The 14124-nt window shown below is 70.4% G+C and carries 12 protein-coding genes and 1 pseudogene; 11 read left to right on the top strand and 2 right to left on the bottom strand.

The annotated features are described in order from the left end of the window. Nucleotides 1-232: 232 nt before the first annotated feature. The 11 genes and pseudogenes from KSP35_RS13920 (at nucleotide 233) to KSP35_RS13875 (ending at nucleotide 11493) form a co-directional block, all read left to right on the top strand. Nucleotides 233-1126, top strand: coding sequence for a heme o synthase (locus KSP35_RS13920; RefSeq protein ID WP_216996385.1), 894 nt, complete (start codon nucleotides 233-235; stop codon nucleotides 1124-1126). A gap of 193 nt (nucleotides 1127-1319) precedes the next feature. Further along, the gene (locus tag KSP35_RS13915; protein ID WP_216996383.1) at nucleotides 1320-2906 is read left to right on the top strand and encodes a cbb3-type cytochrome c oxidase subunit I; all 1587 of its coding nucleotides are present in this window, start codon (nucleotides 1320-1322) and stop codon (nucleotides 2904-2906) included. After that, a complete protein-coding gene (locus KSP35_RS13910; RefSeq protein ID WP_216996381.1) occupies nucleotides 2906-3499 on the top strand; it encodes a cytochrome c oxidase subunit 3 in 594 nt (197 codons plus the stop codon). Before KSP35_RS13915 ends, KSP35_RS13910 begins: the two co-directional genes overlap by 1 nt. Nucleotides 3500-3509: 10 nt before the next feature. Further along, nucleotides 3510-4352 (top strand): hypothetical protein, encoded by an 843-nt coding sequence (locus KSP35_RS13905; protein ID WP_216996379.1) that lies wholly within the window; start codon nucleotides 3510-3512, stop codon nucleotides 4350-4352. A 17-nt stretch (nucleotides 4353-4369) separates the two neighbouring features. Beyond that, entirely contained in the window at nucleotides 4370-5593 is a 1224-nt protein-coding gene (coxB, locus tag KSP35_RS13900) for a cytochrome c oxidase subunit II (protein ID WP_216996377.1), read from the top strand. A 9-nt stretch (nucleotides 5594-5602) separates the two neighbouring features. Next, nucleotides 5603-6307 (top strand): annotated as a pseudogene (locus KSP35_RS24460) (cbb3-type cytochrome c oxidase subunit I); the annotation flags it as partial. A gap of 55 nt (nucleotides 6308-6362) precedes the next feature. After that, a complete protein-coding gene (locus tag KSP35_RS24455) occupies nucleotides 6363-7592 on the top strand; it encodes a cbb3-type cytochrome c oxidase subunit I (RefSeq protein WP_254126765.1) in 1230 nt (409 codons plus the stop codon). Continuing rightward, complete coding sequence (locus KSP35_RS13890) at nucleotides 7585-8229, top strand: cytochrome c oxidase subunit 3 (protein ID WP_254126764.1); 645 nt, start codon at nucleotides 7585-7587, stop codon at nucleotides 8227-8229. The genes KSP35_RS24455 and KSP35_RS13890 overlap by 8 nt, the downstream gene beginning before the upstream one ends. Nucleotides 8230-8239: 10 nt before the next feature. Continuing rightward, nucleotides 8240-8617: a cytochrome C oxidase subunit IV family protein gene (locus KSP35_RS13885; RefSeq protein ID WP_216996373.1), complete on the top strand. Its 378-nt coding sequence runs from the start codon at nucleotides 8240-8242 to the stop codon at nucleotides 8615-8617. Nucleotides 8618-9065: 448 nt separating this feature from the next. Further along, on the top strand, nucleotides 9066-10124 hold the full coding sequence (locus KSP35_RS13880; RefSeq protein WP_216996371.1) for a family 43 glycosylhydrolase: 1059 nt from the start codon (nucleotides 9066-9068) through the stop codon (nucleotides 10122-10124). An 88-nt stretch (nucleotides 10125-10212) separates the two neighbouring features. Continuing rightward, nucleotides 10213-11493 (top strand): glycosyltransferase family 39 protein, encoded by a 1281-nt coding sequence (locus tag KSP35_RS13875; protein ID WP_216996369.1) that lies wholly within the window; start codon nucleotides 10213-10215, stop codon nucleotides 11491-11493. Between the two features lie 882 nt (nucleotides 11494-12375). Here KSP35_RS13875 and KSP35_RS13870 read toward each other — a convergent pair. Then, the gene (locus KSP35_RS13870; RefSeq protein ID WP_216996367.1) at nucleotides 12376-13137 is read right to left on the bottom strand and encodes an ABC transporter permease; all 762 of its coding nucleotides are present in this window, start codon (nucleotides 13135-13137) and stop codon (nucleotides 12376-12378) included. Continuing rightward, nucleotides 13134-14117 (bottom strand): ABC transporter ATP-binding protein, encoded by a 984-nt coding sequence (locus KSP35_RS13865; RefSeq protein WP_216996365.1) that lies wholly within the window; start codon nucleotides 14115-14117, stop codon nucleotides 13134-13136. Before KSP35_RS13865 ends, KSP35_RS13870 begins: the two co-directional genes overlap by 4 nt. Between the last annotated feature and the right edge of the window lie 7 nt (nucleotides 14118-14124).

Raw genomic sequence — 14124 nt, 5'->3', positions numbered from 1 at the left:
AAGATCAGCAGCACCAAGGCGACCACCGTGATCCGGCGGTACAGCTCCGGCGACACCGGCTGGCGCAGGCGGGCGATCACCGGGCCAGGCTACGGCCGGTCCCCGCCTGGCGACCAAAGCGGGACGGGCGGCAGAGGGCGCACGGCGGACCGGTCGCGACGCACAGGTGGCGGCCCGACGGCAACTCCCGTCGACTCGTTTCCCGGCGGAGCGGACACCTAGGGTCGGACCCGTGCTCCAGCAGGCCCCGTCACCGCTGCGTGTGCGCGTCGCCGGGTACGTCGCGCTGACCAAGCCGCGCATCATCGAACTGCTGCTGATCACCACCGTCCCCACCATGGTGGTGGCCCAGCGGGGCCTCCCGTCGGGCTGGCTGATGCTCAACACCGTGATCGGCGGCACCCTCGCCGCCGGCGGTGCCAACGCCATCAACATGTACGTCGACCGCGACATCGACAAGGTGATGGAGCGCACCAAGGGCCGGCCGCTGGTCACCGGGGTCATGACGCCCCGGGCCGCGCTCACCTTCGCCATCGCCATCGAGGTGCTGGCCTTCGCCTACCTCTGGGGCCTGGTCAACCTCCTGAGCGCCGTGCTCGGCGTGGCCGCCTGCCTCTTCTACGTCTTCATCTACACGCTCTGGCTGAAGCGCACCTCCACCCACAACATCGTGATCGGCGGCGCCGCCGGCGCCGCGCCGGTGCTGATCGGGTGGTCCGCGGTCACCAACAGCCTGGGCTGGGCCCCGATCGTGCTCTTCGCGGTGATGTTCTACTGGACGCCCCCGCACTTCTGGGCGCTGGCCATCAAGTACAAGGACGACTACGCGTCGGTCGACGTGCCCATGCTCCCGAGCGTGGTCAGCCTCAAGAAGACGGCGTCGCGGATCGTCGTCTACACGGTCATCCTCTGGGCCCTGACCCTGGTCTTCTCGCCCGTGGCGGACATGGGGAACCTCTACCTGGGGGCGGCCATCGTCCTCGGCGGGGTGTTCACCGCCATGACGGTGAAGCTCTACCGGGACCCCAGCACCAAGCTCGCCATGAAGGTGTTCACCTACTCGATCACCTACGTGACGCTGCTCTTCGGCGCCATGGCCCTCGACCAGCTCGTGCGCCACGCATGAGCCGGTCGCTCGCCTCCCCGCCGTCCGAGATGACCGCATCGTCGGCCATCTCGGATCCAGATCAGGCGCTTTACCCCGGCTTTTCTTGGCCGAGGGGGCGACTGTGTAGTGTCCCGATCCGTACGGAACCGTTTCCCCACGAGGCGTCATCGTGTCCCCAGCCGGGCCAGATGACGGTGAGGTCAGCACGCCCATGGCTGTAACTGAGACCCCTCCCGAGACCGTTGCGGCGGCCTCCGAGCCGGCCCTTGCGGCACCCCGGGCCGAGCCCCGTGGCCTCGCCGCGGTCCTCGGCTCCGGCGACCACAAGGTCATCGGGAGGCTGTTCATCATCACGTCGCTGGCCTTCGGCCTGCCGATGATCGTGCTGGGCGGCCTGTTCGCCGTCGAGGGCACGCAACCGGCCACGCTCGACGTGTTCTCCCGGGACACCGTCTTCCAGTTCTTCACCCTCTTCCGGGTGGGCGGCGTGTTCCTGCTGGCCCTCCCGCTGGTGATCGGCGTGGCCATGGTGGTCGTGCCGCTGCAGGTCGGGGCCCGGGCCATCGCCTTCCCCCGGGCCGCAGCCGCCTCCTACTGGGGCTGGCTCATGGGCTCGGCCCTGCTCGTCGCCTCCTACCTGATGAACGGCGGCCCCGGCGGCGGCCGCGCCTCCGGGGTCAACCTCTGGATCGCCGCCCTCGGCCTCATCACCGTCGCCCTCCTGGTCGCTGCGGTCTCGCTGGCCACCACGGTCCTGGCCCTGCGCACCACCGGGCTCACGCTCGACCGCACCCCGCTGTTCGCCTGGTCGGTCGCGGTCGCCGCCATCCTCTGGATCCTGACCCTGCCGGTCCTGGTGGGCCTGCTCGTGGTCATGTACGTCGACCACCGCCACGGCGGCTCGTCGTTCGGCTCCAACGCCGGCCTCTACGGCCAGCTGGCCTGGGTGCTCCGCAACCCGCAGATCTACACCGTCGCCGTCCCGGTCCTCGGCTTCGCCGGTGACGTGCTGGCCACCACGGCCCGCACCCGCATCGCCCCCCGCTTCGCCGCCCAGGGCGCCATCGGCGCCTTCGGCATCCTCGGCTTCGGCGCCTTCCTCGCCGGCGCCACCGGCGAGATCTACAAGGAGTGGCTGGTCATCGCCCTGGCGCTGGTGGCCGTCCTGCCCGTCCTCGCCATCCTCGGCCTGGCCGGCGACCTGTTCCGCCGGGGCAGCTTCCGCCTCACCGCCGGGGCGCTCTACGCCACCTCGGCGCTGCTCGTCCTGCTGCTCGGCACCCTCTCCGGCGCCGTCGCCTCCATCCCCGCCTGGTCCCCGGCCGGCTCCATCGCCGACATCGGCGTGGGCCACGCCGCCGTGCTCGCCGCGGTGATCGCCTCCCTCGGTGGCGTCCACTGGTGGGCCACCAAGATCGGCCTCCAGCCCGCCAACGAGGCCCTCGGCCGCCTGGCCCCGCTGGTGCTGCTCCTCGGCTCGGCCGCCATCGTCATCCCCGACGTCGTGTCCGGGATCTTCGGCGACGGCCCCGAGCTCGCCCCCGACTGGACCGGTGGCATCGAGGGCCTGAACGTCGTCGTGGTCGTCGGCACCGTGCTGGTGCTGCTCGGCATCCTCGCCGCCGCCGCCTCGCTCCTCCCGCTGCTCAAGGCCGGCACCGACGTGCCCGCCGATCCGTGGGAGGGCCAGACGCTCGAGTGGCTCGCCCCGTCGCCCCCGCCGCTCGCCAACTTCGAGGGCGACCTCGCCGTCGTCACGTCGGCCGAGCCGCTCGTCGACCTGTCTGAGGAGAACTGATGGCCGACGCCGCCCTCGCCCTGCCGCCCGCGCCCCAGCCCGCCCGGCCCCGGGTCCTGCTGGTGGGCACCGCCCTCGTCGCCGCTGGCGCCTTCATGGCCATCGTCGGCCTGGTGGGCGTCTACATCTCGGCCCGCACCAACGCCCTCGCCACCGGTGGCACCTGGCTCCCCGCCGGGTCGTCCATCCCGCTCACCCCGGGCAACATGGCGTTCGCCACCATGCTGCTCTCGGGCGTGTCCATGTGGTGGGCGGTCGACGCCGTCGGCAAGAACGACCGCCAGATGGCGTACCTCGCCCTGGCGCTCACCATCTTCTTCGGCATCGCCGTGATCAACGCCACGTCGTTCCTCTACTCGCAGATGGACCTGGCGGTGAGCTCCACCCCCGGCGTCCTGATCTTCGCCGTCACCGGCGCCCACCTGGCGATGATCATCCTCGGGCTGGTCTACGCCGCGGTCATGACCTTCCGCACCCTCGGCGGTGAGTACCACGGTCGCGACCGTGAGGGCCTCACCGCCGCTGCCCTGTTCTGGTACGTCACGATCGCTGCTCACGCCGTGATCTGGCTCGCGATCTACGTCACGAAGTAGGGACCCAGCGATGTTCAAGACCGGTTCCAAGTTCCTGCTCGCCCTGGCCGGCTTCGGCTACGCCGTCGCCTTCCTCTGGGCGGGCACCACCGGCAACCACACCCTCGGGATGGACTCGCTGATCGGCCCGCTCACGCTGGGCTACAAGGGCTACGTCGGCGAGCACGTCGGCTTCACCATCCTGGTCGGCCTCTCCGCCTCCTCGCTCTTCCTGGGCATCTTCCTCGCGGCGCTGCGCGACAGCGACGCCGAGGCCGTCGCCCAGGTCGCCGGCCTCGACGCCGTCCCGGCCGTCGAGCCGCCCGCCACGGTGAACTACTGGCCCGTCGTCGCCGCCTTCTCCCTGGGCGCCCTCGTCCTCGGCCTGGCCATCGGCCCGCTGATGTTCACCATCGGGCTCATCGGCCTGATCATCACGACCGTCGAGTGGGCGGTCCGGGCCTGGTCCGACCGGGCCACCGGCGACGCCGAGGTCAACCGCACCATCCGCAACCGGTTCATGTACCCGGTGGAGATCCCGGCCCTCGCCGTCATCGGCGTCGGCGGCCTCGTGCTGGCCATCTCCCGGGTGCTGCTGGCCCTGCCCAAGTACGGCTCCTACGCCGTCTTCGGCCTGGTGCCGGTCCTGGTCTTCCTGGTCGGCTTGCTGATCGTGAACAAACCGAAGCTGTCGCAGTCGGTGATCGCCGGGCTGCTGCTGGTGGGCGGTGTCGCCCTGCTGGCCGGCGGCGTGGCCGCCGCCATCCACGGGGAGCGCAAGCACGCCGAGGAGCACGAAGAGAAGTCGGGCGAAGCCGGGCTGGCCCCGCTGCCCTCCCCCTCGCAGACCGTGATCCAGGTGGGGAACCGATGAGCCACCCAGGAGGAACCATGAAGGGCCGAGCCCGTACCCGCCTGCTGAAGCTGGCGCCGATGGTGCTGGGCGTGATGGTCTTCGCCGCCTCGTGCGCCAAGGACGCGCCGCAGACCACGCTCAAGCCCAAGGGGCCCGAGGCGGAGAAGATCAACAACCTGATCAACCCCATCTTCGGCATCGCCGGCGTGGTGTTCGTGCTCATCCTCGGCGGCGCCCTCTTTGTGGCGCTCAAGTTCCGGGCCAAGGACGACGACGACTTCGACGAGTTCCCGTCGCAGGTGCACGGCAACTTCAAGCTCGAGATCGGCTGGACCGCCATCCCGGCGGTCATCCTCGCCGTGGTCGGCGGCTTCACCGTCGCCACCATCTTCGACCTGGCCCAGAAGCCGGACCCGAAGACCGCCGTGCAGGTCGAGGTCATCGGCCAGCAGTGGTGGTGGGAGTACCGCTACGACACCAACAACGACGGCAAGTTCGACGAGATCATCACGGCCAACGACCTCGTGATCCCCGCCGGCCGCGAGATCTCCCTGCACATCAAGTCCCGCGACGTCATCCACTCCTGGTGGGCCCCGGCGCTCAACGGCAAGAAGGACGCCGTCCCCGGCCGCACGCACCCGCTCACCATCGAGGCCAACTCGCCCGGTGAGTACATCGGGCAGTGCACCGAGTTCTGCGGCCTGTCCCACGCCGAGATGCGCATCAAGGTCGTGGCGCTCGACGAGAACGACTACCAGGCCTGGACCGAGCACCAGCAGAAGGAGTTCAACCCGCGGGCGTCGTCGGCCTCCGACAGCGCCCTCGCCGGCTGGACCACCTTCAACTCGCAGTGCACCTCGTGCCACCGCATCACCGGCCTGAGCGACGCCCCGCCCGCCGGCGATCCCGGCAAGACCACCGGTGCCTTCAAGTACCCGCCGGTCGTCAACCAGGTGTCCGGCGAGGCGCCGAACCTCACCCACTTCATGAGCCGCTCCACCTTCGCCGGGGCCAAGTTCAACCTCCGCAAGGACACCAAGGCGTGCCGGGACCTCGGCGAGGACTGGGCCCAGACCGACGCCGGCATCAAGAAGTGCCTGAACCGGACCGACCTCCAGGCCTGGCTGCGCAACGCGCCGTCGATGAAGGCCATGAAGCCCGGCGACGTTCCCAGCCCGGAGAGCCGGGGCATGCCGAACTTCAACCTGTCCGAAGACCAGATCAACGATCTGGTCGCCTTCCTCACCACCCTGAAGTAGGAGCACGCCATGTCCTCCACCGACGGACCCCTCGCTCTCGGCAGCGGCGGTCAGCTCAGCACGCGCCCCATGGGCGTGTTCGCCCGCCCGGGCGAGGCCAAGGGCTGGCGCAGCTGGGTCACCACGGTCGACCACAAGAAGATCGGCATCATGTACGGCGCTGCGGCGCTGTTCTTCTTCCTGATCGGCGGCACCGAGGCGCTGCTGATCCGCCTCCAGCTGGCCCAGCCCAACGGCAAGCTGCTGAGCGCCGACCTGTACAACCAGGTGTACACGATGCACGGCACCACGATGATCTTCCTCGTGGTGATGCCCATCGGCGCCGCCTTCATGAACTACCTGCTGCCGCTGCAGATCGGTGCTCGTGACGTCGCCTTCCCGCGGCTCAACGCGCTGTCGTTCTGGGTGTTCCTCTTCGGTGGCATCGTCCTCAACTCGAGCTGGCTGCTCGGCGGCGGCGCCGACGGCGGCTGGTTCAACTACGCCCCGAACAACGGCGTCATCTTCTCGCCCACCCACGGCATCGACTTCTGGAACATGGGCCTGCTCATCACCGGCATCTCGTCGCTGGTGGGCGCCATCAACCTGATCACCACGGTGCTCAACATGCGAGCCCCCGGCATGACGCTCATGAAGATGCCGGTCTTCACCTGGATGAGCCTGGTGACGCAGTTCCTGCTGCTCTTCGCCATCCCGGTGCTCACCTCAGCGCAGTTCTTGCTGATGTTCGACCGGTTGTTCGGCGCCAAGTTCTTCGACGTGTCCGAGGGTGCAGACCCCCCTGTTGTGGGAGCACCTCTTCTGGATCTTCGGGCATCCGGAGGTCTACATCATGATCCTGCCGGCGTTCGGGGTGATCTCGGAGATCATCCCGGTGTTCGCCCGCAAGCCCATCTTCGGCTACCCGTTCATGGTGTTCTCCGGCATCGCCATCGGCTTCATGGGCTGGGGCGTGTGGGCCCACCACATGTTCGCCTCGGGCATCGGCCCCATCTCGGTGGCGGCCTTCTCGATGTCCACCATGTTCATCGCCGTGCCCACGGGCGTGAAGATCCTGAACTGGCTCGCCACCATGTGGGGCGGCAAGCTCAAGTTCAGCGCCCCGATGCTGTACTCCATCGGCCTGGTCACGATGTTCACCATCGGCGGCCTGTCCGGCGTGACCCACGCCGTGTCGCCGTCGGACACCCAGCAGACCGACACGTACTACATCGTCGCCCACTTCCACTACGTCCTCTTCGGTGGCGCCCTCTTCGGCTTCATCGGCGGCTGGTACTTCTGGTGGCCCAAGGTGTTCGGCTACGCCCTCAACGACTTCGTGGGCAAGGTCAACTTCTGGTTCCTGCTCATCGGCTTCAACCTGACCTTCGGCCCCATGCACATCCTCGGCCTGCAGGGCATGCCGCGGCGGACCTACACCTACCGGGACGGCTACGGCTTCAACCTGTGGAACCTGGTGTCCACCGTCGGCGCCTTCCTGATCGCCGCCTCGTTCCTGGTGTTCTTCTGGAACATCTTCAACAGCCGCCGCAAGGCCAAGGCCTCGGCGCTGGTGATGTCCGGAGACCCGTGGGACGGCCGGAGCCTCGAGTGGATGCTCCCGAGCCCCACCCCGGCGCACAACTTCGACGTGATCCCCACCATCTCGTCGCTGGACGACTTCTGGCACCGCAAGTACGGCGAGGACGAGAAGGGCCGCCTGGTCCGGATCGCCGCCACCGAGGACGTCTCCCAGAAGGGCGACGCCACCGACGTGCACCTCCCGTCGCCGTCGTACTGGCCCCTGGTCCTGGCCTTCGGCCTGCCCTGGGTGGCCTACGGCCTCATCTACAACCTGCTGTTCTGCATCGTCGGCGTGATCCTCATCGTCGGCGCCATGTACGGCTGGATCATGGAGCCGTCCACCGAGCCCGGTGGCGACCACGACGACCACGAACCCGAACCGTCCGATGCCAGCGGCGACGCCGTGGCCACCGAGGGAGCAGCGCTCGTTGACTGACCTGGCCGATCCCCACGAGATCGCGGCGCCCGGTGACCCGGTCGGCGCGCCCAACGAGACGCACGGCACCAGCCACGTCACCAGCACCGGCATCTCCAACGAGAAGCTGGCCATGTGGGTGTTCCTGGGCTCGGAGTGCCTGCTCTTCGGCGGGCTGATCTCCACCTTCCTGCTCTACAAGGAGCGCACCGCCAGCGGACCCAAGCTGCACGACCTCTTCGACATCGGGTTCACCTCGATCTCGTCGTTCGTGCTGCTGATCAGCTCGCTGACCATGGTGCTCGCCGTCTCGGCCATCCAGCGGGGCGACCACCGGTCGCTGCGCTCCTGGCTGGCGGTCACCGCCCTGCTCGGCTCGGTCTTCATCTCCGGCCAGGTGTACGAGTTCAAGGAGTTCCTCAACGAGGGCATGGGCTTCACCACCAGCCCGGCCAGCTCGGCGTTCTTCACCCTCACCGGCTTCCACGGCGCCCACGTCACCATCGGCATCATCATGCTGATCTCGACGTTGGTGCTGTCGCTGCGGGGGCGCATCACCCAGGAGAAGGCCGAAGCGGTCGAGATCGTGGGCCTGTACTGGCACTTCGTCGACGTCGTGTGGATCATCGTGTTCACCGTCGTCTACCTCATCAAGTAAGGATCGACGGATGACCGACACCAGCGCTCCGCTCGCCCCGCCGGTCGGCCAAGGCCACGGCGCCGACGCCCACCACAGCCCCACCGACGGGCACTACTACCGCATCGCCATCGGCCTCGCCGTGATCACCGGCATCGAGGTGGCGTGGTCCTACCTGCCCACCTGGGACGGGGCCACCGGCCTCAAGGCGTTCATCGAGGTCGCCGGCCTGCTGGTGATGATGGCCATCAAGTTCGTGGTCGTGGCCGCCCAGTTCATGCACCTGAAGTTCGACGACAAGCTGCTCAGCCGGGTGTTCTACGCCGGCTTGGTCCTGGCGATCTTCGTCTACATCGCCGCCCTGACCACGTTCCAGATCTTCAGCAGCGCCCCCAACGGGTACCGCTGAGGGCTGCCGCGCCGCGGCTCCGAGCTCCACGAAGGCGCCCTCCGGGGCGCCTTCGTCGCGTCCGGGCCGTCCGCGCCCACCGTCACCCCATCGGTCGAACCGTTGGCGCCGGAGCGGCCCATGGCTCAAGCTGGAGGCCCGGTCGGCCGATGGGTCCGGTGACCGGCTCCCCCCGCCCACGACCTCGGGACCCCTCCTGCCATGCGCATCCGCCGCCTGCTCCTCCCCGCCCTCGTCACCGTCGCGTCCCTGGCCACGGTGGCCTGCAAGCCGGCGGCGGTCGCCCCCGGTCTGCCGTACCGGGACTCGAGCGTCGGCGTCGCCGGCAAGGACCGGGGGTGGTTCGCCCCCGGGAGCACCTGGTGGGGCGACTTCGGCGATCCGCACGTCATCAAGGTCGGCAGCACCTACTACGCGCACGTCGCCCACCGCCGGTCGCACCCTGCCCATGCTCACCTCCACCGACCTGGTGACCTGGAAGGTCCACGCCCGCTGGTCGACCTCCGGGCCGCCCGGTCGGGCCGGCTACGCCGTGCGCAACGACGACGGCATCCCCGCCGAGATCCGGGGCCTGGCCAACATGGGCGCCGGCACCTACACCGACACCGACTGGGGCCGCTACGACAACAACGATGCGCAAGCCCGGGTGTCGTCCTGGGGCCTGCTCCAGTCGCAGGGCCCGTGGATCAAGCGCACGGTGTGGGCGCCGGGCGTGGCCCAGCTGGGCTCCACCTGGTTCTCCTACTCCGCGGTGCGCACGTCGACGTCGTCCGACGACCCCAACGGCTTCGGGCGCTTCTGCATCACCATGGCGACCGCCACCTCGCCGAGCGGCCCGTTCCGCGACGTCAGCGGCACCGGCCCGGTCCAGTGCCAGAGCACCTCGGCCGACCCCGCCGGGTCCATCGACCCGTTCCCGTTCGTCGACACCAACGGCGGCGCCAACTACCTGCTCTGGAAGGCGGCCGGGAAGCGGGCGCTGGCCGGGGTCACCAACCCCCACCCGTCGGCCATCTACGCCGCCCCCATCGGCAGCAACGGCAAGCTGGTGGCCGGCAAGGCACCGGTGAAGCTGCTCGAGACCCGCGAGGGCGGCTGGGAGGGCTTCACCATCGAGAACGGCTCGATGATCCGGTACAACGGCCGCTACTACCTCTTCTACTCGGGCAACTACTCCGGGGTCGACGACGCCTCCGGCCACAGCCGCTACGCCACGGGCTACGCCATCTGCCCATCGGGCCCCCGCGCCGCCTGCGTGCGCCAGACGGTCAACGGCCCGCTGCTGGGCTCGACGTCGACCGAGTACGGCCCCGGTGGAGCGACGCCGTTCGTCGACACCGCCGGCAAGCTGCGCCTGGCCTACGCCTTCTTCTGGCCCGGCGAGAACCGCACCGACCAGGGCGCGGCCGAGCACCAGCACCACCCCCGGCGGCTCAACATCGCCACCCTCAGCGTCGCCGCCGACGGGAAGCTCACCGCTGTCCGCCGGGCGTGGAAGGCCCAGTAGGCCCCACATCACGGATGCGTCCGAAACCGGTCACTTCGCTCAACCCCCTCCCGGGCCGGCGGGGGGTGCGCCGGTAGCATCGGCCGCCATGGATCAGAGCTGGCTCCGCAAGACCAGGCGCTGGGCTCCGGTCTTCGCAGCAGCCGCCGCCGTGCGCGTGGCCTACTGGGTGGTCGTGATCCCCACGTGGGTGCCGAACGCCGATGCCGACCAGTACGTGCAGCTCGGCCGGGGCCTCGCCGACGGCAAGGGCTTCTCCCTGGTGTTCCCGCAGATGGAGCTGCACGCCACGGCGTTCCGCCCGCCCCTGTACCCCGCGCTCCTGGCCCCGACCAACCTGGTCTTCGGCAACGCGCTGTGGCCCGCCCGCCTGCTCAGCGTGCTGCTGGGGAGCCTGGTGGTGGTGCTGGCCGGCGTGCTCGCCGCCCGCATCGGCGGCCGGACCGCGGGCTACGCCGCCGCCGCCGCCGTCGCCCTGTACCCGCCGCTGCTCGCCAACGACACGGTCACGCTCACCGAGCCGCTGGCCCTCGCCCTGCTGCTCGGCCTGGTGCTGCTGGCCGACGCCGAGCGCTGGGTGCCGGCGGGGCTGCTCACCGGGCTGTTCCTGCTGACCCGACCCAACGGCTACCTGGTGGTGCTGGTGGTGGCCTTCTGGGCGTGGCGCAAGGTCGGCACCCGCGCGGCGCTGGGTGCGGTGGCCGCCACCCTCGTGGTGTTCGTGCCGTGGCTGGTGCGCAACCAGGTCCAGGTCGGCACGTTCCGGCCCACCACGTCCGACGGCTTCACCATGGCGGCCATCTACGCCCAACCCGCCCAGGACGCCGGCACCTTCATCGACCCCGTCTTCTCCCACGCCTACGACGACCCCGACCACCGCCTGGCCCAGTTCGACGAGGTGGTCTGGAACGACCGGCTCACCAAGGACGCCCTGCACGGCGTGAAGGCCCACCCGGACTACGTCTGGCGCACCGTGCGCCGGAACTTCCGTGGCTACTTCGAGATCTCCGCTGAGCTCAACACCTATCCCGAGGTCAACGACGGGCGCGACATGGCCCTGCGCGACCACGTGCGCCCGATCTTCTTCGCGGTCACCATCCTCGGCCTCGTGGGCCTGGCCCGGTCGTGGCGCGACCGTCGGGTGATCGCGCTCTCCGTCCTCGTGGCCAGCTTCGTCGTGCTGTCCCTCCTGCTCGTCGCGCCGCCCCGCCTCCGCGCCCCCTTCGACCTCGCCTGCTGCATCGGCCTCGGCCTCCTCGTCGCCGCCTTCCTGCCCGACCGCTGGCGCCTCCCCGAGCTCGCCCCGGACGCCACGGTCGACGACCCCCCGGTCGACGAGCCGGCCGCCGGGCAGCCTGCGCCAGCCTGACGCTCCCGGTCCGAGCTGACGCTCGGATCGGTGTCCCTTGTCGTTGCTGGGTGCGCACTCCTGGCGCTGGGCCCGCCCGGGTGTCGGACATGTCGGTCATACCGCCCGAGTTGGGGGCATTCCTGTCGCCCGGGGTCGCTCAGCGACCCTCGACGACAGGAATGGCGGGCTGCGGCGGGCCGGGGGCCCGATCGGCGTCTGCACGCCGGAGCCTGAGTCGAGTCTCGCTTCCGTCGTCGGTTGGACCGGGACGGGGTGGCTGCTCGAGGTTTCGAAGGGCGCGCCGACGGCGGAGCCGGGCGTGCGTCGGTGGCCCACTCCAACATGTCCGCTTCGCGCGGTTTGGCGGGTTGTTGCTCGGATTGGTGTCCGTTGTCGTTGCTGGGTGCGCACTCCTGGCGCCGGGCCGCCCGGGTGTCGGACATGTCGGTCATACCGCCCGAGCTGCGGGCATTCCTGTCGCTTGGGGGCGGTATGCGACCTCGAACGACAGGAATGGCCGCTGGGAGCGGCGAGAAGTAGACGAACACGACGAATCGCCCTGCCCAGCCGCCGTCGCGCCCTTCGAAACCTTGGTCGGACGGCGGGGCTGGGTTCCTGTCGCCCGGGGTCGCTGAGCGACCCTCGACGACAGGAATCGCTGCTGGGAGCGGTGAGAAGCGGACGCACACGACGCATCGCCCCGTCCAGCCTCCGTCGCGCCCTTCAAACCCTTGGTCGGACGGCGGTCCTGGTCCCAGGCACCCCGCCCACCGCGACCAGCTCAGGCGGCGGCTCGCTCGGGTGGTCGGTGTGCCGGCGGTCTGGGTTCCTGTCGCCCGGGGTCGCCATGCGACCCCGAACGACAGGAATCGCCGCTCGGCAGCGCCCGGCGGCCGGGGGCTACTCCCAGCGGAAGAAGCGGGCGGCGGCGACGGGGGCGATGACCGCCCAGACGGCCAGCACCACCCAGGCGTGGCCGGGGATGGAGCCGGAGCCGAGGGCGCCGTGGAAGACCTCGGCCAGGGCGCCGCTGGGCAGCGCCTGGGAGAAGGCCCGCAGCCCGCTCGGGAGCTTCGAGAGCGGTATGACCATGCCGCCGAGCAGCAGGAGCAGGAGGTAGACCCCGTTGGCGGCGGCGAGGGTGGTGAGCGCCGGCAGCGTGCCCGCCATGAGCAAGCCCAGGCCGGCGAAGGCGATGGTGGCCAGGACGGCGGCCAGCAGGGCGGCGCCGATGGACGGGCCCGAGAAGCGGAAGCCCAGGAGGGTGCCCTCGACCACCAGCACCACGATCTGCAGCGCCTCGATGACCACCACCGCCGCGGTCTTGGCGCCGAGCAGCTGGCCGCGGGAGAGGGGCGTGGATCCGAGCCGCTTGAGCACGCCCATCTGGCGCTCGAAGCCGGTGGCGATGGCCACCGACACGAGGGCGGTCGACATCACGGCGAGGGCCAGGACGCCGGGGAACAGGAAGTCGACGGGGTCGTCGGTGCCGGTGGGCAGCACGTCGACCAGCGAGAAGAAGGCGAGCAGCACCACCGGGATGGCGAAGGTCAGCAGGATCGACTCGCCCCGGCGCAGCGTGAGCAGCAGCTCGATGCGGGTCTGGGCCCACCAGCGCCGGCCGGCGGGCGACGCCGCGGTGGTGGCGGTCGGGGCGGTCACGCGGCACCCGGGCGGCGACGCCCGCGGCCGGAGCGGGCGGGCGGCTGCGGCGGGTCGATGCGCACCGCCGGCACCTCGCCGGTGATCTGGGTCATGCGCAGGAAGACGTCCTCGAGGCGCTGGCGCCCGGCCCGCAGGTCGGCCAGCGGCAGGTCCCGCTCGGCCAGCCAGTTGGTGAGGGCGGCGATGTTGGCGGGGGAGGGCTCGATGGCCACCCGGTACTCGCCGGGCGACACCTCCTCGACCGCGGCGATCATCTCCTTGCCCAGCGCCGCGGTGTCGAGCCCGGGGGGTGCGCCGAAGCGGATCTCGCGGCTCCCGCCGGCGGACATGAGCTCGTTCGGGGTGCCGCTCTTGATCAGGCGCCCGTGGTCGATGATCACGACGCGGTCGGCCACCCGCTCGGCCTCGTCGAGGTCGTGGGTGGTCAGCACCACGCACACGCCCTCGTGGGCGAGCTCGCGGACCAGGCGGCGGATGAGCTGGCGGCCCTGCACGTCGACGCCGGCGGTGGGCTCGTCGAGGAACGCCACGCGGGGCCGGCCCACCAGGGCGAGGGCCAGGGACAGGCGTTGCTGCTCGCCGCCGGAGAGCTGGCGCCAGGTGGAGCGGCGGACGTGGGTGAGGCCCACCCGGTCGAGCAAGGCCTGCGGGTCGTCGGGATCGGCGTAGAAGCTGGCGTGGAGCTGGAGCGCCTCGAGCGGGCGGATGCCGGGGTAGACGCCCCCGCTCTGGAGCATCACGCCGATCTGTGGCGTGAGCTGGTCCTGCTGGGCGATGGGGTCGAGGTCGAGCACCCGCACGGTGCCCTCGTTCGGGCGGCGGTAGCCCTCCATGGCCTCGACCGTCGAGGTCTTGCCGGCGCCGTTCGGCCCGAGCAGGGCGAGGACCTCGCCGAAGTCGCCGGTGAAGGACAGCCGGTCGACGGCTCGGGTGGAGCCGTAGGCGATGGTGAGGCGGTCGACCTCGATGGCGGGCATCGGGGGC

This window comes from Aquihabitans sp. G128, from assembly GCF_019048865.1.
GTDB lineage: Bacteria > Actinomycetota > Acidimicrobiia > Acidimicrobiales > Iamiaceae > Aquihabitans.
Note: the sequence above shows the minus strand (reverse complement) of the source record. Positions and strands in the feature narration are given on the sequence as shown.